Annotated in this window: 5 protein-coding genes; all 5 read left to right on the top strand. The window is 30.5% G+C overall.

Features of this window, described 5'->3' with window-relative positions:
* Nucleotides 1–45: 45 nt before the first annotated feature.
* A complete protein-coding gene (locus KW512_RS00100; protein ID WP_258841499.1) occupies nt 46–11,880 on the top strand; it encodes a DUF1410 domain-containing protein in 11,835 nt (3,944 codons plus the stop codon).
* Between the two features lie 1,151 nt (nt 11,881–13,031).
* Nucleotides 13,032–14,054: a DNA cytosine methyltransferase gene (locus KW512_RS00095; protein ID WP_258841498.1), complete on the top strand. Its 1,023-nt coding sequence runs from the start codon at nt 13,032–13,034 to the stop codon at nt 14,052–14,054.
* A gap of 13 nt (nt 14,055–14,067) precedes the next feature.
* Nucleotides 14,068–15,024 carry a HaeIII family restriction endonuclease gene (locus KW512_RS00090; protein WP_258841497.1) on the top strand — a complete coding sequence of 319 codons (957 nt, stop codon included), beginning with the start codon at nt 14,068–14,070 and terminating at the stop codon, nt 15,022–15,024.
* A 1,101-nt stretch (nt 15,025–16,125) separates the two neighbouring features.
* On the top strand, nt 16,126–17,094 hold the full coding sequence (locus KW512_RS00085) for a hypothetical protein (protein ID WP_258841496.1): 969 nt from the start codon (nt 16,126–16,128) through the stop codon (nt 17,092–17,094).
* Nucleotides 17,054–21,115 (top strand): DEAD/DEAH box helicase family protein, encoded by a 4,062-nt coding sequence (locus tag KW512_RS00080; RefSeq protein WP_258841495.1) that lies wholly within the window; start codon nt 17,054–17,056, stop codon nt 21,113–21,115. Before KW512_RS00085 ends, KW512_RS00080 begins: the two co-directional genes overlap by 41 nt.
* Nucleotides 21,116–21,928 lie beyond the last annotated feature (813 nt).

Raw genomic sequence — 21,928 nt, 5'->3', positions numbered from 1 at the left:
CCAAATTAGAACAACGAATTTTATTTAATTAACAAGGAGATAATTATGAAAAAAGCAAATTTAGAAAACCAAAACAATAAAACAATTAATAGTCATCTTACTAAAAAATTACTCGCCAGCAGCGGTTTTTTAACTGGTGCTATTGTTTCGCTCTCACCTTATCTTGCCAAAGTAATTACTCCAAAAACAATATATGTCCAAAATTTTGTTGCTGACAATGTAAGTCCTAATTCAGGTGATTTTAGTTTTAAACTTCAAGGAAAAACAAAACAAGATACAGATTGGGCTAAAAAAGCTGATCTCGAACTTGTTTATATTAGCCAAAAATCACGTTATAGTGTTAAGACTAAAGTTAAATATGATCCAAAAACTGACACTTTTCATACTTATGCCGATAATTTACTTGGTGGTTCAATTTATGAATTACAACTTGTAGCCCCAAATAATCCCCGTTATTATTTTAGTTTTTCTAAAACTTCGCAGTTTTTTTCAACTAAAAATCAAGTTGAAAAATTTAGTCATTATGATATTGAAAATGATACAATTTTGGATCTTGATCTATTTGATTCACAAAACTTACTTGATTCAGCTAATTTAATTTTGTACTATAAAGAAATTGGTTCAAATAAAATTCTTGAAGCAAAAGGTCAACTTGTTGCCAAAAATGACCAAAAACAAGCTAGTTTTGTGCTAAGAAATTTAGATCGCAACCAAAAATACGAAATTCTTGCCACTAAATATTATTTTGATGATCCAGATCAACTTTTTGATTTGGCAATTTCGCCATTGGCTAATCGTTATTTTGCCCCAAGTCCAATTGCCGGTAAAATTTTAAATCTTAATCAAAAGCATTATGGTCTAAATTCGGCTTTACTTGAGATTTCCCTAGCTTTTGAAAACAAAAATATTAAAATTAATCCAAATGAAAAAATTAATTTAGAATATTATTACAAAGACGAATTAGACAATTTCCAATTTGGCGTTGCAAATGATGTTAGTTTAATAGTCCAAAATAATAAAGTTTTTGCTAATTTGGATTTAAAACAAATTCCTGGAGGAACCAAATTCTGAATTTCACGAATTTGGAATAACTCTGGCTCTTTAGCAATTTCAACAAACAATAATCTTTCATTTATTTCTGCTCCTGAAATTGCCCGAATTAGAACTTTTGTTGATGCAAATAATACCTCAAGTTTTGATATTAAATTTAATGACCAATCATTAATGTTAAACGGCAAAGAAGTAAAAATTAATTTCTTTGCTGATGATCAACCTACAAAAATGCTCTCAAGTTCAGCGCAGGTTGTTGGAAACAAACTATTTTCTTTGGCAAAAAATTTACCAAAAGAAAAACACTTTACAATTTCATCACTTGAAATTGTCGAAAATGCCACAAATTTTGATGAAAGTGGTCAGCCGCAGACTAGTCAAATTTTCTTTGCCCAAAATTTTGACCAAAAACAGAAAAAGTTCTTTACTAATGCAACAAGCGCAATGGTTGAATCAGTTGTTGTTGACCGAATTACCGAAGATCTTAGTCGTGTTAGTATGATTCTTGATTCAGTTGATGATTTTATTAAAGATAAAATTGCAACTTTATACTTTAAAGTCGCCGGATCAAGTAATTTGATTAAATCTGAGGCCCAAGCTTTTAAAATTAATGGCGACAAATTAGTTCTTAGTTGGGATTTAATTAATCTTGAACCTGGAACTAACTATTTAATTGACTCAGTTGGAATTGCTGATTCGACAAATGAATTTGTTAATAAATTATATTTAAATTTTGGTCCTAATATTAGTGCTAACAAACTTACTTGGACTACCCGTCCGGCTGTTAGTTCAATTACTTATATTTCAAAATCTGACAGCGCAGTTGAGCTTAATATTGCTTTTAAAAATATTCTTGAGTCTTTAAAAACAGCCAAAATTACTTATTCAGAATTAAAACCTGGTGGAGTTTCCAAAACTATTGATGCAATTATTGAAAATAACTCAATAATTGCAAATTTAGAAGTAAATTCACTGGCAAAAGGACAAGACTATTTAATTGAAAAAATTGAAATTGATGGTTATCAGTCTTCAAAAGGCGATTCAGATATTCTAAAAGTTTCCAAAACAATTAGTCAAGCCCAAAAAATATTTGGAGTTCATGCGCCTTTAGTTTTAACTAAGATTGAAAATATTAGAGAACAACAAACAAGTGCTAAATTAAAAGTAACTTTTAGTCCTGAGACAATTAAGGCAATTGGTAAAGACAAAGTAAAAATTTACTATTCACTTGCAGGTTCATCGAAACTCTTATCAGCTGTTGCAAGTCAAACTAACAATGTTGGGCAAAATGCTGATAATTCCTTAACTTTTGAGCTAAAAGATCTTGAAATTGGTTCAAAATACAACATTAATTCTGTTGTTCTTGCAAAAGAAGTTGAACTAAATAATCAAGATACAAATGCAATACTTACTGAAAGAAACATTTTATTTGGCGATGCTCAACACAAATTTGACTCAAGTCAGTCTTCATTTTTCACTCAAAGTGCGATTATTGAAGTTGGTTATGATAATTCTTACGAACAGCGTGTAATTGCTACTTTCATTTTAGCTGATGCCAAAGGTGTTTATAATGGCAAAACAGCAACACTTAAATACCACCTAAAAGCTAAAAATGGTGATGAAGCACTAGCAACAAGTGCTCAATTTAAAGAAGGAAAAATTAGTGCAAAAGTAAATAGTGCACGTATTTTATTTGATATTACCGACCTATACAAACAAGGTCTTTATGAAATTGACAAAAACTCACTTGAACTTGAGGGTACAACAAATTCTCCAGCTATTGCTCCTGTTCAGGCAAGTTCTCGAGTTCGTCGTTCCGTTGCTCAATTTGCCGACACAAATACTAGTGCTGTTTTAATTCCTTTTAAAGATAAATTACTTGATTCAACCGAAAAAAGTCAATTTCAAACTATTCCAAAAACCGCTAATGTTACAAAAATTCAACTAACAGATCGAACAAAAAACACTGCTAAATTTGAAATTGAATTTGGTAAAGATTTTATCCCAAATCAAGCAAATGCTCAAGCTGGTAATAACGCCGAAAAACTTGATGATTTTCTTAATAAAAATAAATTAAAAGTTCGCTTTAAAAAATACGGCGGTGAGCAACAAGAACAAATTGTTGAAGCAAAAGCCGATGTTGATAGCCAAAAAACTTCTTTTGAACTTCAAAATCTTGAAAACGGACAACAATATGTAATTCTTGGCTTTGAACAAGTCCAAGATGATAATAGTCCACAAAGCACGCCAAAAGTTGATATTTATTTAGATGATCTTGATTTTTATAAGGATCAAATAATTGCAACTGCAGCGGTAATTAAAAAAATTGAATTTGACACTGAAGTTGAAACCCAAGCTAGGCTTAGACTTGAACTCAAAGATGATGGAAGATATACTGCAGGTAAAAAATTAACTGTTGAACTCGAAAAAATAGAATCAGGCTCTGGTCAATCTACAGGACCAACAGGAGTATCTCAATCCAATTTAGTTCTTAGCGCAACAAGTCTTAATGGAATTTATGATTTTACCTTTTTAAACTTAGAAAAAGCAACAAAATATAAAATTAAATCAGTTAAATTTGAAAAAGAAGCTACTCCAGCTACTTCTGCCCCAGGTGTTGCTACTTTATCTGCTCGGCGTTCAAAACGAAGTTTAGATCCAGTTTTAGTTAATGTTGACTCTCAAACCATAGTCGAGGAAGAAATTGATCTTCTTGAAACTGAAACAACTCTTGAGGATAAAAAATCATTTATCACAAGTGCCAAAAGTGCAAAAATTACTAGAATTACAACTAGATCAATTCAAACAACATCTCTAACAGTTGAACTTACTCTTGATGATATTGATGATTATTTAGGTCAAAAAACACTTGAATTAACTTACAAAAATTTATCAACCCAAACTAGCCAAACTAAACAAGTTGAAGCAAGTGTTGATCAGGTAGCCAAAACAATTACTTTTAATTTAACTGATTTATCTCCTGGAGACAAATACGAAATTGAAAATATTAAGTTAAAAGAAGAAACTACCCAAGTACGAAATGAACTTGATCTAAAAAAACAAGAATTTAAATTTGAATTTGACAGATCACCTAATACTGAGGCTGGTTTTGAAAAACAATTTTTCTCACCAACACCAAATCTAGCCCAAATTTTACCAGTTTCAACTTCTGAGACTTCTGTTCAAATTAATATTAAACTTAATGACAATGGTGCTAATTGAAATAATAAATTTTTACAAATTAAAATTAAATCAAAAGCAAATCCGCCAGCTCAGAGTCAAATTCCAACTGTTTATAGTGCTGAAATAATTAACGGAAATGCGATTTTTGACATTAGCGGTTTAGAAAAAGCAAGTTCATATGAAATTGAAGAGTTAAAAGTTCTTGATAGCTTGCCAAGTCAAATTCAATCTGATCAAATCCAAGGCGGAGCTGAAGTTGATGGTTTTACTACCCAACAGCCAAATCAGCAAATAACTAAAGAATTTGTCCTTGATGCTGAATCGGCAACAATTACTGATATTAGGTATAAATCTGATAATACAAGTGCTGATATTAGTGTTAGTTTTGCCCAAGATGAGCAATTTTTATACCAAAGTGGTGCTAATAATACAAAAAGAAAACTTCAATTTACTTTCCAAGATAGTCAAACTGGCCACCAAGTAAGTACCCAAAAAGAATTTGAAAATAATAACAATAATCAAGGCCAAAAGCCAACAATCGACCTTAGCCTCGATTCAGTTAGCCCTGGAAGTTTATATGTTCTTACAAAAGTTGAAGATATTACCCCAGAAGTTGAAGGTGCACCAAAAAGATTAAAAACTTTCAAATTTAGCGATACTCAACAAGCTCAACAAGCTCAAAATCAAGGAACAGCAACAAGAACTCCTGAGGTTTTATCAAAACTTTATTTTGCAACCAAGCCAGAAGTAATTGCTTATTCAATTGACAAAATTTCTGAAACAAAATATTTTGCTAATTTTACAATTAGAGACCCACTAGCCGGAAGAGACATTACCCAAGGTGGATTTGAAGGTCGTGATGTTAAAGTGACTTTACAAAAACTAGTTGATCCAAAAGGAACAGATCTTCAAGGTCAACAAGTCCAAAATGTTGAAGTACAAGGAAAAATTAAAAATTCTAAAGTTAGTTTTGAACTTGATGATCTAGAAAAAAATGCAATTTACAAACTCGTTAGTCTAACTTGAGCTGATATAGAAGAAACACAACAAACAATTTCTGGTTCTACTGCAACTCAGTACCAAGTTGATCCAACTACAAAAACTACTCCAACTACAAATCAACAATTTTCAGATTTTGCAATTAAAATTAGTGATCCAGGGACAAATTCTAAAATTGAAGGAAGTGTTTCAGGAAATGGATCAATTGAATTCGGAAATCAATTTATCATTAAACCTGAATCAGCAAAAATTGTCAAAATTGAAATTGATGACAAGAAAGTTGATAGCGCAACAATTACTTTAACTTTTGATAAATTTGATGAGTATTTAAAACATGTTGATTATCAAGATAAATTAGAACTAGTTTATTACCAAACCGGTTCAATTGCTGAAAAAACTGCTAAATTGACTGTTGAAAACGCTGACCCAGCTAGCGTCCAATTTAAAGCTGAATTGAGTAATCTTGAAAAAGGAACCGGATTTCGTGTTTTAGGAATTAAACAAACAGGTTCTAGTGGTGGCGGCTCAAGACGTCGCCGAAGCACGGCTTTAGCCAAACCATTAAATTTTGTTTTTGACACAAGTCTAACAGAAGACGAGAAAAAATTTGCAACTTTACCAATTGTTAATTCAATTTTACAATTTCGTAATAATATAAACCCTGAAGATTATGATTTTCTTTTAAATCTTAAAGATACTGGTGAGGTATTTAAACACATTCAAGCAAGCCAGTCTAAATCAATAAAAGCAAAAATTCAGTATAAAAAAGTTGTTGATGGTAATGAAGCAAAAGAAACAATCCAGGAAGTATTAGCAACGCTACAAAGCACTTCTGCAGGTTCAGATAAACAGTCACAAGATGAGTTCATCGATGAAAGTACAACATTCAAATTTACTCTTCAAAATCTTGATCCTTTTGCTCAATATTACATAACAAAAATTGCTTATGATACAAATAATCAATTAGATAGTGTTTTAACTACTAAGACTGAAAATGATGGTGACCAAAATTCAGGACTTTTTAATTTTTCACCTCAAGCTGAAGAAAAACGAGCATTTTTAACTTATCCAGCTAGAGTTGATGTAAAGTCAATCGAAATTCAACCTGACTTTAGTCAAAATAATGCAAAACTAACAATTAAATTTGATCCAAAATACAAAGCTTTTCTTGAGACACAACCAAAAATCAAAGTTAACTATACAAGTCCAAAAGGTTTAGGACAAAGTGTTGAAATTGACAAAAACGATTTTAATTCAATAGTAAACATATCTTCTGGAGAACCAAGTGTTGAAGTAACTATTAATAATATTAATGAACCAGGAAAATATGTTGTTGAATCACTTGATTTTCTTGATAAAGATTTAAATTCTCCTTTGCTATCAGGCTTGGAACTTCCACCAATTGAAATTAAAGAATCAATTACTATTGAAAAACGTAGTTTTTATACAAATACAAAAATAATTGCAATTCGTAAAAAAGCAATTTCAGAAACAAGTGCAACAATTGAATTAGTAATTGAGGATCCAAATGGTTCATTTATTGGTAAAAAAGTAAAAGGAACTTTTACATACCAATCTAATCAAACAAGAGAAGAAGATGGCACAATTATTGCAGATGAGGTAGGAAAGACTTCCAAAGTAGTTTTCCAATTAAAAAATCTCGAAAAAAATACTGATTATAATATTACTTCATTAGTTTTTGATCAAGCCCAAAACCAAACAACCCTTGGTGCAAGTCAGTCTCAATTTAATGTTCAACAAAATATTGAATTTGACAACCAAAAAATCCAGGAAAATGCTTCGGCAGATTCAACAGGTCAACCACCAACTGCTGACCAGAAAAAACAATTTAAAACAACTTTTGAATCAGCAACAGCTCTAGGAATTACTTATCAATTAGACCAAGGCCAAACTGCTAAGCCTTGGCAAAAAGCAAAAGTTAGAGTGTTTTTCTCAAGTCAAGACAAACCACTTGAAGAAAAGTCAACAAGACTTAAATTAGTTTATAAATCTTCAAAACAAGGAATTTCTAATACATCAACAAATTTTGTTCAAGCTCAATTATTATCAACCCAGACTCAACAAGGTCAGACGCAGCAAGATTGATTAAATACCCAACCAGATCAGGCTCATTATTATTATGAATTCGATCTTGATAATTTAGATGCAGGATCTGAATATACAATTATCGGTCTTGAAGATCAAGCCCAACAAATTAAAATTATCGTTCCTGATCCTAATGCTCCAGTTGCGGTTAATTTTTCTTCACAAGCAAATACTCAGCCTTCATTTAGTTTTAATACTGCCCCACTGGTTACAAAAATGACTTATGTTCCTAGTGAAACAAGTATTAATCTAATTTTAGCTGTTGAAAACTCACAAAAATTAGACTTTTCTAATCATAGAGCCATTATTAAATACAGAAAACTTGTTAATAATACAAATTCTTATGGTTGGCAAGATCCAATAAATAAGTCTAGCAGTGATGCTGCAAGCGATACGGTTGATACAATCACGGTTAGAGTACCTCAAAGACAACAAGACCCAACTAACCAGGCTAGTCAACAAGAAAATGAAGAAAATTTCGGAATTACCTTTTTGGAATTTGAACTAGGAGGGCTTGAAAAAGGTTCTTGGTATTTAATTGAAGAAATTAGTCTTTCAACTAGAGATGGAGGTTCTACACCATTAAGTCTTTATCTTGATAAAGAAAAAATGGAACCTATTGATAAAAAAACAGCAACATCTGAGTCAGAAAAATGACAAACAATTGTTAATACAACAATTGAATCAACAACAATTATAAGTGCAACCACTTCAACGATGATTGGTTCAAATATAATGGTTCAAAATTCACTAAAAACCACCCCCGAACTTAGAGCCGGTCATTTCCAAGTTGAGCTTGATAGTAGCGATTTAGTTTTCCTAAAAGATAAGTATAATATTCAACTTGAGCTTGAATCAGTTGAAAACAAAATCTTTTATACTGAATCTAAAGAAATAACTGACGCAAATACAACCCCATCAACAGGACAAGCTAGCGCTAGTGGTCAAAATAAACAAATTGTTCTTGAAGCCAAAGGTCTTATTCCGGGTGATAAGTATACAATTAAAAATTACATTTTTACTCTTAAAAATGATGCTCAAAATAAATTTGCAGTTCGCTTGCCTCAAAAACTAAAAGTTACTAATCCTGCAAATCATTCATCTGTTAATTTAAAAACTCAAAATGCGATTAAGGCTATTAAATATGAGGCTGTTTCAGAAGGTCGCACCAATATTGATGTTGAATTTTATAATAATAATGGTGAACTAAATAATAAAGAATTAGAGTTATCAGCTGAAATTGATAAAGAATTTGGAAATAAACATATTCCAAAGTCTTGAGGTGAAGACCAGACAAAAGTAACTAAATCAACCCGTTTAATTTCACCGACCGGACAAATTACTTCAACATTAAAATTTGAAATTACTTCTGGACTTAAAAAAGCAAAACAATATATTATTAAGTCAATTAAACAAAAAGATGCAATTCCGGGTGGTGGAGGTGGACAAAGTTCATCTGGTGCTGCCGGAACAGGTATTACTTTTGATACCCCGATTAAAGAAGAAACAGCATTACAACGTAAGTTTTTCTCAAAAGCTGAAAAAACTAAATTAATTAAAACTGAAATTAAAGATGTAACAACCGATTCAGCAACAATTACGCTAGAATTTGATAAAGATGATGCCTTTTTAAAAGATGATCTTGTTACTTTATATTTAGAAAAAGGCGATCAATCCCAATCAATTGGTGCTACAACCTTGATTACCACCCCTACTAATTCATCAGGCGGAGGTACTGGTACGCCAGGATCTGATCAAGATAAATTACAAGCTACTTTTAAATTTTTAAATATACTTGAGCCTGGAATAAAATATAAAATTAACGCTTTAACATCAAAAACTGTCGATCTTAAAGTTGATGAGGATTCAAAAGTTGAAAATCCTAATTTAGTTGCTGGGTGGAAATTTGGAACTTCTTCAGGTTCTTCTCCAACTTCTTCAACTTCTCCAACTTCTCCAACCGTTACTGTTCCAAGCACCTCAGGAAGTCGAGTTATTCTTGATTTTATTACTCAGCCTTTAATTACAGATATTATAAAAGAAGAAATTGAAGACAATCATGCTAAAATTAAACTTGAAGGTTGAACTAAAGATCTCCAAGATGCTGGCTTTAACCCTAAATTCACTGTAACTAAAAAACAATCAACCCAAGGGGTTCAACAACCTCAACCCCAACAAACTACCGGATCTGTCGATACCAAAACAGGAACCAAGGAATCTCCTAGCACTTCGCCAGAAGCAAATTCAATCACCTTCAAAGTTGAAAATCTTGAACAATTTACTGAGTATAATAATATAACTCTAAAATTAGAAAAAAGTACCGGTAATGGCGCTGGCGGTGGCGGAACTTCGACCACAAATCAACTTAGTCAAGATTTTACAGTTCCATTTGCCCCCGAAATTGCCTCAGGAGCAAAACAATCTCTACGTGAGTTTCGTACTACAGCTAAAAAATTAAATTTAGCGGCTTCAAATCCATTGACTCTAACTCCAATTTCAACAACAAATGTAAATATTACTGTTGAACTTAAAGATGAAAAACAAACTAATTCAATTGCTGATGTTCCTTTTATGTTATATTACAAAAAAGTATTTCCTCAATATGGATTAGACCGTTTTATTGATTCGAACTCTAACCCAGTTTTAATTGATGTTAAAACTAGAAAATTAACTTTTAATATTTCAAATCTTGAGCCTGGATCAATTTATGAGGTAACCAGTATTAAGCCACATACCGCACCAGAAGATAACCATAAAATCCAAAATCTTGAGCATGATTCTCCTTTGTTAGAATTTCTTAAAGATGTTGAAGGTCTGCCTTTTACAGCATCTAAACTTAATAACTCTAAAAAACAACAAAAAATTTATTTTGCTCCATTAAATGTGCCTGTTAGTCTTGAATCAGCTTGATCTCATCCACTTAGATATGATTATTACGAAGGGGAACAAGTTTATATTAGATTTAACAAGGAAGCTGGAACAGCGATAAATAAAGATTGACTAAAACAAAACCTCAAACTTAAATTAATTCCGCACCAGACTCATAGCGGTAGACAAAGCCAAAACCAAACAGAGGTTGAAAAACAATTAAGTGCCTCAACTAATTACGAACAAAAAGGAAAAGGACAATTTAATGGCGATTTAGTTCTATCAGATTTAAAATGAGATCCCCAAAAAGTAACAGCAACTTTAAAAGTTCAGCCAAAATCTTTAAAGTCAATTGTTGGTGCACAGATTCAAATTACAATTAAAGACAAAACTAAATATCATCTTGATCCTTCAAAATCTAGTGCCAATTCAACCGCTACCACTACTACTAGCGTTCCTACTTCTACGCCAATACCAGCTCCCGTTAGCACACCAGTGCCAGTAGATAATAGTCAGTCAATAACATTTAGACTCCAATCTAGTGCGGTTATTGTTACTCCTACTAATGTTGATTATATGAACCCGGGGCTAATTGGATTTAGTTATGCAATTTATGATCCGCTTGATTTAATTCAAAAAACGGGAAAAGATTACAATCCCTTTGGCGAGTTCCCACATTTAACTCCTTATAAAGAACAAGATTGACTAAAAGTTATTGTTAATAAAAAACTTGATACTTCTAAATCTAATACTCAACTTGAAGTTCCTGATCCAACAATTTTTAATAAAGTTAAAGGTAATAACGCTAATGATGTATGAGATAATCCTGTGGAATTAAACGTTCCCGAAGAGCCTGTTGCAATTAGAACAAAAACTGATGTTGGTTTTGGAATAAAATATTTAACTCTTTATTGAGCAATTTACTCTAGCACTGGAACATTTGAATTACCTGAAAAATTTCAAACTGCAAAAAGACTTTGATATCCTGCCGGAAAACTCGTTCATTTACCAATTTCATTCCAGTTTAAAAATCAATCCTTGGATTCATTATCATCAACCTATTCTTTTGTTCTTAATTCACCTTATGCTACTCCCGGGCATATAATGCCTTATGCTAAATTCAAAGATCCCCATGATGCTGTATCAATTATGAATTCAGGAAGGAATTATAAGTCTTTATGAGAACCAAGAAGAGGCCAACCCCCAAGTAATTTAGATTTAATTCCTAGAATAAATAAATTTCCAAAACATATTTCAAAAGTATTTTGATCTTCTCCTACATTTGAATGAACAACAAATGATGCAGTCCTAAATAATATTTTTTTCTTAAATAGAGCGGTTCCTACACTAAAAAATAATAACAATACAAGAACTTATTATATTCAAACTGGTCGTGGTGGAGTGGGAGGTACTCATTATAGCCATGGCGCTACCTGAAATATTATGTATGTTAAAAATCGGGAAGGACACGAAAAAAATCCTACTTTGTCAAATTCTGATCTTAAATGAGATCATTGGTGACAATCAAATGAAGCTCAAAATTTTGAAAATCAAAATAATAAATCGTCTTGAATAATATCAATAACCAACCCTAGAGGTAACCCGTTATTATACGATCCACTTAATTACTATGAAATGTTAGGTCCATTTAAACCACCTGAATTGCCAGAATAATTTTAATAATATAAACAAAAAGAAAAAAGAACAGCATGTCTGCTGTTCTTTTAGTAATCTTAAAAATTAAAACTATTCATTCCATTCCCGAGTTTGCCAGTTTGATGAGGTCCCGAGTTTCCCCGAGTTTCACAAGTTTGATGGCAAAAATTCACTTTTTAGTGAATATAAATACGCAAAAATCCCCGAGTTTCCCAGTTTGGTGGCAAAAATTCACTTTTTAGCGAATATAAATATGCAAAAATACCGCTAAATTCGGGTTTTTTTACCTAAAATCTTAATTTTTATAATTTTAAAACTAACCTTTTGCAAAAAAAAAAAAAAAAAATGTTTGGTCAAAAAATAAAATTCTGTTATAATAGAGTCACTAAGAATGAATTAATAAATTTTTGATATTGAATTAGGAGGAATTAAATATATTTTTTGTCTAATAAAATCAAATAATGCATATTTTGAACTATGTTCAAAATATATTCCAGCGCATTAAAATCAACACTTTTCAAAAAAAAAAAAAAAAATGCTTGGTCTAAAAAAAATTTATGTTACAATTAGACTAACTAAGAAGAATTAATAAATTTTGATATAGAATTAAGGAGGAATTAGTTATGTTTTTGTCTAATGCGCTCTGATAGCGCGATTTATCCATTATATTTTTAAATATGATGGAATGCCATAAATTTAACCGTTTAGAAATCTATAAATTTATGGCTTTTAATTATGGCTCTTTCAAAACTTCACATATTTTTTTAGGCTCAATTTAAGTAAAAACGAGTTTTCTATTTAAATTGAGTTTAAATAGCAGTTGTATTTTTTTGGTTTTTGTTATTTCATCCATAAATTGATTTTTGCCAGTGTTTTAAACTAAAAAAGTAGTTTAGAAATTTCATAATTTTGCTTTTTAGGTAAAATTTTAGCTTTTTTAGTTTGCTTTATTTGATTGTTAAGTAGATTTTTCTTTCCTAATGTTTAGATTTAAAATTTAGTGTTTTTGCTTGATAGTTATTTTTTTGACTTTGTCAAAAAAGTTAAAAAATCCCCAAAATAAACCAGGAAAAAACCAATCTTAGTGTTAATTTTTTTGTCCTGGTTTATGGAATGTGATATTTCAGAAATTGTAGAATGTGTTAATGAGTCTTCGGAGGAAATATAGTATGAATTTGATTAGTTTGTTTTCAGGAGCTGGAGGGTTAGACTTAGGCTTTGAAAAAGCTGGATTTAATGTAGTAGCTGCAAATGAATATGATAAAACCATTTGGGAAACATATGAAAAAAATCATGATACAATACTTATAAAAGGAGATATTTGTGATATTCCTTCAGATATGTTTCCTGAATGTGATGGTATTATAGGTGGGCCGCCATGCCAATCATGGAGTGAGGCTGGTTCATTAAAAGGAATAGAAGATCCTCGTGGGCAATTGTTTTATCAATATATACGCATTTTAAAGGATAAACAACCAAAATTTTTTCTTGCCGAAAATGTTAAAGGAATGATGGCTAAAAGGCATAATGATGCTGTTGAGAATATAGTTTCTCAATTTGAAGAGGCTGGTTATGATGTCTTTATTCATTTGTTAAATGCAAGTGACTATGGTGTTCCACAAGATAGAAAAAGAGTTTTTTATGTAGGGTTTAGGAAGGATTTGAAAGTTAAATTTGAACCGCCAAAATCCTATGAAACTAAATTAACTTTTAAAGATACAATTTTCGATTTGAAAGACTCTGCAATACCGGCATTAGAAGGAAATAAAACTAATGGAGATAATTGCAAAGTTTTGAATCATGAGTATTTCATTGGTTCATACTCACCTATTTTTATGAGTAGAAATAGAGTGAGACAGTGGGGTGAACAGGCATTTACAGTTCAAGCTTCAGGAAGGCAATGTCAGTTACATCCGCAGGCGCCAGTAATGCCTAAAGTAGAAAAAAATAAAAATATATTTGCACCAGGAAAAGAAACACTTTACAGGAGACTAACTGTGCGAGAATGTGCAAGAATTCAAGGGTTTCCGGACAATTTTAAATTTTACTATACGAACTTAAATGATGCATATAAAATGATTGGCAATGCTGTGCCAGTAAATCTTGCATTTGAAATGGCTAAAGCAATTCTATCTGCTTTGGATGATTCAAGTGTAAATAGTAATCTATTAAAAACTGGAACAGATAATTAATTGCAGGTTAGTCATGAGCAATAAAAGTAATAATCAAGGAAGAGCATATGAGTTTGCTTACCTGATTACATTATTTGAAGAAATATCTAAAATAAGACCAGCAAAGATAGAAGAAAATAGTAGTTACTTTGCTGCAGAAAGAGCGTGGAATACTTTAACTGACTCTGAAAAAACAATATATAAAGTTAGTGCCTTGGCAGGAGTTAACGCTATATTTGATCTTGAACCTTTGATTTTAGATGACGGGGATGATGATCTTGAACTAAAAATTCAATCAGATGATAAAGGGAAAGAGGGTGATGTGAGAGATATCTTGATTATCAGACGAGGGATTGAATGGGAAATAGGTTTAAGTGTTAAGCATAATCATTTTGCGGTTAAGCATAGTAGGCTATCTAAGAACTTAGATTTTGGTAGAAAATGGTATGGGGTAGATTGTTCCGAACAATATTGGGAAGATATTAAGCCTATATTTGAATATCTTGATACTGAGAAACAAAAGGGCTCTAAGTGGAGTGATTTACCTAATAAAGAAGATGATGTATATATTCCATTGTTAAATGCTTTTAAAGGTGAATTGGAAAGACAAAATCATTTGTTTGGAAAAGACATACCAAAACTTATGGTGGAGTATTTACTTGGAGAATTTGATTTTTATAAAGTTATTGGAATTGATAGCAAACGAATAACTCAAATTCAAAGTTATAACTTAAGAGGCACTTTAAATAATCAAGGAAACAACCTTAAAAGAAGCATTGAATTACCAATATCAACACTTCCAACACGAATTGTAAGTTTAGAATATAAACCAGAGAGTAAAAATACCTTGGAATTATATCTTGATGGTGGTTGGCAATTCAGCTTTAGAATTCACAATACATCTACAAACGTCGAGCCGAGCCTGAAGTTTGATATACAAATAATAGGTATGCCAACAACTATTATTTCGATAGATTGCAGATGGAAATAGGAATGGAGGATCTGATAGCTTTATCAGATAGTATATTTATGGAAAATAATGGATTTAGCATAAAATTTGATAGGAACACAATAGACCACTTAGGAATTAAATTGTATAGTATATTTCCACCTGTTATCGCAGAATTGATCTCAAACTTAAGTTAGTGCGCTAATTTAGGCACATTGAAAAAAGGTGTCAAAATGAAACAATACAAATTCACAATTGAAGACAAATTTAAATACATCAAAATTGCCGAATCTAAAGGGTTAAAAACGCAATTTTGCAATTTGTAGAAGAATTTAGAGAAATTTACAAAAACAAATCTAAAAGTAAAAATGCGCATAAAGAATTAAACTAGTAGAAAAAATTATCCAAAGTGGCTCAATCAAAATCATAGATAAAAAGTAATTGTCTGAATTTTTTACTACTAATTAAAAAAAAAAAAAAATGCTTGGTCTAAAAAAAATTTATGTTACAATTAAACTAACTAAGAAGAATTAATAAATTTTGATATTGAATTAAGGAGGAATTAGTTATGTTTTTGTCTAATGCGCTCTGATAGCGCGATTTATCCATTATATTTTAAAATATGATGGAAAGCCATAAATTTAACCGTTTAGAAATCTATAAATTTATGGCTTTTAGTTATGGCTCTTTCAAAACTTCACATATTTTTTTAGGCTCAATTTAAGTAAAAACGAGTTTTCTATTTACATTGAGTTTAAATAGCAGTTGTATTTTTTATGTTTTTTGTTAGTGTTTTAAACTAAAAAAGTAGTTTAGAAATTTCATAATTTTGCTTTTTAGGCTAAAATTTTAGCTTTTTTAGTTTGCTTTATTTGATTAATAAGTAGATTTTTCTTTCCTAATGTTTAGATTTAAAATTTAGTGTTTTTGCTTTGATAGTTATTTTTTTGACTTTGCCAAAAAAGTTAAAAAATCCCCAAAAAAGAATGATTTAATGGATAAAACAGTGATTTCTCAACTACAATATCAAAAATGGTTAGAGGAGATGCGGTGTCTCTTACGATCATCGGAAAAATTTGTGAAGAACTTGGAACAGATATCGGCAATATGATTTGTATGAAAAAAATAAAGGAAGATGAATAAATGGCATTTACAATAGGTGTAGATGAAGGTAAATGGAGTGAAAAAGTTCTTAAAACCCTTTTGATTGATAGAACAACAAATAGAAATATAATTTGAGGGACTGATGATTATATTTCACTAGGGGAAAAATATAATTCACACTATCAAATTTTATTTGAATCTATAATCGGACAAAATTTAGGTGTGATTAAACCTAGGGTATTAAAGACAAAAGAAAAACAAAATAATAGAACAAAGGGTAAAGCTGAAATTTTTACACCTAGTTGGGTTTGTAATGTACAAAATAATCTTGTGGATAATGCTTGGTTTGAGAGCGAAAATATATTTAATAGAGAAATTGAAAAAGGTTGGGAAACTAATATAGAAAAAATCAAATTTCCAGATAAAAAAAATAAAACTTGGCAAAATTATGTTGACGAGAGAAGACTTGAGATTACTTGTGGAGAAGCCCCCTATTTAGTTAGTAGATATGATACAGTTACTGGAAAAGCATTTGAGTTGAAGGATAGAATAGGTATGCTAGATAGAAAAATGAGAATTGTAGCTGAAAATACCTCTAGTGAGGAAGAATGGCTTAAATGATCTGAAAGAGCATTCCAAAGTATATATGGATTTGAATTTCAAGGGGATAGTCTTCTTATCGCAAGAGAAAATCTACTTATTTCATATTGTGAGTATATGCAAGAAAATCTAAATAGACAACCAACCGAAAAAGAACTAATCAATATTGCAGAAATAATTTCATGGAATATATGGCAGATGGATGGTCTCACTTTTAAAATTCCTTATGAAGAAGCTACGGAGCAATTTCAGCAGTTAGAAATGTTTGATGTACGAGAAAAAACAAAGAAAAACTTATGTATCATTAAAGATTGGAGAACAAAAAAAAATCATACATTCCAAGATTTAGTAAACAAAGGTCGCAAAAATGGACAAAAGAAAAATAGAAGCAATCGACGTACTTGATAGAATTATAATAGGACGTGTAGATCCACATATATATGCTTTTACAACAAACACAGTGCCAAATTATTTAAAGGTTGGTGACACATATAGACCAGTATCACAAAGATTAAACGAGTGAAGAGCATTTTTCCCCGATCTTGAAAAACAATATGAAAATAAAACTATTATTGATAGAGAAACTTATTTTAGAGATTATGCTATTCATCAATACCTTGAAAATGATTTAAATAAAAAAAGACTAAAACCAGAAGAATTGGAAGATGGGCTTTATTACAGTAGAGAATTTTTCAAGGAAACAGAAATAGATGATATTAATAATGCTATTGAAGATATAAAAGAAAACTATCACGCAAATTCAAGTAAATATGAATATTATAGTTCGAAGAATAGGCTTCCACAGACTTTTCATTATCAAAGAGTAGAACAATGGACTTTAAGACCAAATCAACAATCAGCTGTAGATAGCTTTATTAGGGCTGTAAAGAATGGTAGAAGAAACCTTCTTATGTATGCCGTTATGCGTTTTGGAAAGTCTTTTACTTCTCTTTGCTGTGCATTAGAAATCTCTGCAAATATCGTTTTGGTGGTATCGGCAAAAGCTGATGTAAAAGATGAATGGAAAAAAACTGTTGAGGGAGCAGGCAACTTTTCGGAGTATGTGTTCCTAGAAGCTTATGATCTAGCTTCAAGTGAAAATGCCATTAAGGCAAATAGGGAAGAAAATAAAAAAGTTGTAATATTTTTAACCTTGCAGGATTTACAGGGTAATGCAATTAAAGATAAGCATAAAGAACTTTTTAGTGAACAGATTGACTTGCTTATTATTGATGAAACTCATTTCGGAGCAAGAGCAGAATCTTTTGGAAAAATTTTAGAAAATGCAGGGTATGAAAAATCTGACAAGACCAATATTAATAAACTTGATGATGAGAATATTGATGTAAATGTAGCAGAGGAAGAACTAAAACAAATAAATGCCAAAATTAGACTGCATTTATCTGGAACACCTTATCGTATCTTGATGGGTTGCGAGTTTGAAAAAGAGGATATTATCTCTTTTGTGCAATTTTCGGATATAGTCAAAGAACAGGAAGAATGGGATAAAAATAATCTTAATAAGGATGATATAAACGAATGGGATAATCCGTATTATGGTTTTCCTCAAATGGTTCGATTTGCATTTAATCCCAATAAGTCTTCCCGTGAAAAAATGGAAGCTCTTAAAAGAAGTGGGGTTACATTTGCTTTTTCCAAATTATTTGAGCCTGGGTCAATAAAAAAAGATACAGTAAATAATGGACATAAGAAATTCATAAACGAGACTGAAATATTAGATTTGCTTCAGGTTATAGATGGCAGCAAAGAAGATGAGAATTTACTTGGTTTTTTAGATTATGACAAAATCAAAAAAGGTAAGATGTGTCGTCACATGGTAATGGTGCTCCCATATTGTGCCTCTTGCGATGCTATGGAAGAGCTTTTAAGTACTAAAAAAGATACTTTTAAAAATCTTGGTGAGTACGAAATTATAAATATTTCAGGAGTTGATGCATGAAAGAAATATAAAAAACCAAGTGATATAAAAAATAAAATAAAAAAATGTGAAAATTTAAATAAAAAGACGATAACATTAACAGTTAATAGAATGCTTACTGGTTCTACTGTTGAGCAATGGGATACAATGCTTTATTTTAAAGATACATCTTCTCCGCAAGAATATGATCAGGCTATTTTTAGACTACAAAATCAATATGTTAGAACATTGTCTAGTGCTAGTGGTGTCATAAAAGAAAATCTAAAACCACAAACACTACTTGTTGATTTTGATCCAGATAGATTGTTTAGAATGCAGGAACAAAAGTCCTTGATTTATAACGTAAATATAGAAGAAAATGGAAATAGCAAATTAAAAGAAAGAATTGCCCAAGAGCTTAGAATATCTCCAGTCATTATGATGAATCATAATAAAATTAAAGAGGTGAATGCGACTAATATATTAGAGGCAATCGGCAAATATAACAATCAAAGAAGTGTATCAGATGAAGTTTTGGATATACCAATAGATTTTTCAATTTTAAAAGATGATGATATTAGAAAAGCGATTGAACAACAAGCTGAATTTAATTCTAAGCAAGGTTTGACAATAGTTCCAAATCAAGGTCAAGGTGATGAACTTGATATTGATGAAGCTGTTGATCAAACCAAAAAATCTCAGCAAAAACAAGATAAACCAGAAAATAATTTTTCTATCGAAGAAAAAAGTACTAAAGAATTAGAGAAATTAGAAGCTCAAATTAAAACATATTACCAGAGGATTTTGTTCTTTTCTTTTTTGACTAAGGACAGAGTAGCTTCACTTGATGATATTTTAAGCGCGCTTGAAAGAGTTGAAAATATTAGCTTATCTAAAAATTTGTCTTTGGATAAAGCTATCATTCAAAAGATAAGCAAGTCAATGGATCCATTTAAGCGAAGCAGATTTGATTATAAAATACAAAATATATCAATGCTTGCTTGTGATGAAACGGTTCCCCCTCTGACAAGAGCGATGAGATCTATCAAAAAATTTAACAGAATGTCTGAATCAGAGGTTATTACGCCATCTAAGGTTTGTGATGAAATGGTTGGTTTACTACCTGAAGAATCTTTAAAAGAGATTGTATCTAATCAAGATAAGTTGCTTGATATTGCAAGCAAATCTGGGGAATACGCAGTTGCTTTATATAAGAGATTGACATCTGAACTTGGCTATTTGCATGAAGATGTTAAGGATATTATTTACTCTATTCCGACATCATCTATTGCATATGAATTTACGAGAAGATTTTATGAAATTTTGGACTTAAATATTGAAAATATAGCAACAAAGTTTAATGCCTATGATTTGGTTAAGGTAAAAAATGATAAAAATGAAGTTGAATATGATAAAATAAGTGGGATATTAAAGCAAAATAAAAAATTTAGTGATATAACATTACAAGATGAACTAAAGGCAGGTGATAAAAAAGTGAATTTTGGAGCAGTAATAGGTAATCCCCCATATCAAGAAAATAATTCTTTAAGAAATAGAGATGATTCAATATACAATTTGTTTATGGAAACGGGGTATTCTATTTCCGATATATCTGTTTTTGTTACTCCTGCAAGATTTCTGAATAATGTGGGTTCTACGCCTACTATTTGGAATAATAAAATGTTGAACGACCAGCATTTTAAGGTGGAGAGATATGCTGCTAAATCAACAGATGTTTTTGAAAATGTTGATATAAAAGGTGGTGTTGCCATAACATCTCGAAATCAAAACCTTATTTATGAACCAATAGAAATGTTTGTTTCAAGTAATATTCTGAGAGAAATATATGAGAAAGTTAAAATAAAAAGCAACAATTTTGAGGATAATATTAGTTCTCTTATGTATGTTCAAAATAAATTTAATCTTAAAAATGTTTTTGATGATTTTCCCGAATTAGAGAATATTATAAAAAAGGAAAAGAGAATTACATCATCAGCATTTAAAAATTATAAAGAATTATTCAAAGAACATAAATTTAATAATTCGGTTCAAATATATGGAAGAATTTCTAACAAAAGAACATATATGTGGATGGATAAAAAATATCTTGAACCACATGATAATTTTGAATTTTATAAGGTTTTTGTTCCCGCGGCAAATGGAAGTGGTGCATTAGGAGAAGTTTTATCTACACCCGTAATTGGGCACCCCGTAATTGGCTACACCCAAACATTTATTTCGCTAGGTAAATTTAAAACAGAACAAGAAGCAGAGGCATTATTGAAATATATAAAATCAAAATTCGCAAGATTGATGTTAGGGTTAAAAAAGACAACTCAAAATAATAAAACAAAAGAAACTTGGTCTAAGATTCCAATGCAAAATTTTACAGAAAACTCAGATATAGATTGGACAAAATCTATTGTAGAAATCGATGAACAACTTTTTGATAAATATAACTTGTCAACAGAAGAAAGGGAACATATAAAAAAATCAATTAAGGAAATGTAGGACGATAATTGAATGTTGAACAGAGATAATGATATATTGAAATCATTATGCTTAATTGAAGTTCAAGCACAAGGCAAATTAATGTAAAAATTAATTGTGTGGGCTAAACTTTTTTGTTTCAATTATTTTTAAAATAAAAAAGAAAAAAGTTCCAAATTGACCAGGAACTTCATAATAATTATAGTATTAAAAATATACCAATATAGCAAAAAGTGATAGATATATATAAATTCTTAAAGTAAAATGCTTCACTATTGTAAGTACTGTTAAAATGATAACAAATTTAACCCGAGTTTCCTAGTTTGATGGCAAAAATTCACTTTTTATTGAAAACAAATACGCAAAAATACCCGTAAATACGGGTTTTTTGATGCTAAAATCTTAATCTTTATTATTTCGAAATTAAGGACTTGTAAAAAAAAAAAAAAAAATGCTTGGTCTAAAAAAAAATTCTGTTATAATTAGACTCACTAAGAAGAATTAATAAATTTTAATATTGAATTAAGGAGGAATTAGTTATGTTTTTTTGTCTAATGCGCTCTGATAGCGCGAATTTTCCATTATATTTTTAAATATGATGGGATGCCTTAAATTTGACCGTTTACAAATCTACAAATTTAAGGCTTTTAATTATGGCTCTTTCAAAACTTCACATATTTTTTTAGGCTCAATGTAAATAAAAATGAGTTTTCTATTTACATTGAGTTTAAATAGCAGTTATATTTTTATGATTTTTGTCAGTGTTTGAACTAAAAAAGTAGTTTAGAAATTTCATAATTTTGCTTTTTAGGCTAAAATTTTAGCTTTTTTAGT

Source organism: Mesomycoplasma ovipneumoniae, assembly GCF_024758565.1.
GTDB lineage: Bacteria > Bacillota_I > Bacilli_A > Mycoplasmatales > Metamycoplasmataceae > Mesomycoplasma > Mesomycoplasma ovipneumoniae_B.
Note: the sequence above shows the minus strand (reverse complement) of the source record. Positions and strands in the feature narration are given on the sequence as shown.